Annotated in this window: 1 protein-coding gene; it reads right to left on the bottom strand. The window is 60.0% G+C overall.

Annotated elements, in window-relative coordinates; translation table 11 throughout:
• Window positions 1-39 precede the first annotated feature (39 nt).
• Window positions 40-1,290, bottom strand: coding sequence for an IS256 family transposase (locus EYW47_RS40620; protein WP_133200417.1), 1,251 nt, complete (start codon window positions 1,288-1,290; stop codon window positions 40-42).
• Window positions 1,291-1,343 lie beyond the last annotated feature (53 nt).

Below are 1,343 nucleotides of genomic sequence, written 5' to 3'. Positions count from 1 at the left end.
GGGGGTGTCAGAATTTCCGTGTTTAAGGCGAGTTGAGAATTACACGGATGATCTGAGGAAGCGATCCTGGTAAAGGATAGCGAATTGATTCATGGCCGTCTTCCAGTCGTGAGCGGCGTGCCCCCAGTTGGCAGTGATATTGCGCAAGGCCAGCCAGATGAGCTTGGTGGCGGCTTCGTCGTTCGGGAAGTGGCCACGGGTCTTGATGATCTTGCGTAGCTGGGCGTTGATGCTCTCGATGGCGTTTGTGGTGTAGATGATCTTGCGTATCGCGGGCGGAAACGCAAAGAACGGAATCACGCGGTCCCAGGCACTACGCCAGGCCATGCCGATCATTGGGAATTTCTGGCCCCAGGGGCCCTCGGCAAATTCATTCAGCGCAGCCTCGGCAGCCTCCGCACTGACCGCCGTGTAGATCGGTCGAATCGCGGCAGCCAGTGCCCGGCGATCTTTCCAACTCGAGTAATCCAGGCTGTTGCGGATCAGATGGACGATGCAAGTCTGAAGCGTGGTGGCTGGAAACACGGCTGCCAGCGCTTCGGGCATGCCCTTGAGGCCGTCGGTGACGGCGATCAGGATATCGCTGACACCACGCGTCTTCAGGTCGTTGAAGACCTTCATCCAGAACTTGGCGCCTTCGGTGCCCTCGATCCAGAGCCCTAGAATATCGCGCGTGCCGTCCGGCAGGACGCCCAGCGCCAGATAGATCGCCTTGTTGCGCACGACAGCGTCTTCGCGAATCTTGACCCGCAGGGCATCGAAGAACACGACCGGATACATGGGTTCGAGCGGCCGGCCTTGCCAGGCAGTCACTTCGGCCATGACCTCGTCGGTCACCGAACTGATGAAGTCAGGCGAAACCTCAGTGGCGTATTGCTCTTGCAGAAAGCCCTGGATCTCGCGCACTGTCATGCCTCGGGCGTACATGGCGATGATCTTGTCGTCGAAACCGGTGAAACGCCGCTCGTGCTTGGGGATCAGCAGCGGCTCGAAGCTGCCGTCGCGGTCGCGCGGCACCTCGATGCGGATCGGGCCGTCTTCGGTCAGGACCGTCTTGGCACCTTTGCCGTTACGTTGGTTAGCGACGTCGGCTGGCTTCGTCGCGCCGGGCGGATAACCGAGATGGTGGTTCATCTCGCCACCCAGCGCCCGTTCGATCAGGGCCTTCTTGAGCGCCATCGTGGCGGCATTGATGGCTTCGGCCGTCATCGGGCCGTTACCGAACTGCTCAAGCAGCTCCGCTGGAATCGCCGGCAGTTCGACCGGTTTGGCTTTCGGTTTGCGTGGCATAAACCCTCCTTGGAGGGATGTTATGCCCTAAACACGAAATTACTGACAGGCCC

This window comes from Paraburkholderia silviterrae, assembly GCF_004353915.1.
Taxonomy (GTDB): Bacteria; Pseudomonadota; Gammaproteobacteria; order Burkholderiales; family Burkholderiaceae; genus Paraburkholderia; species Paraburkholderia silviterrae.
Note: the sequence above shows the minus strand (reverse complement) of the source record. Positions and strands in the feature narration are given on the sequence as shown.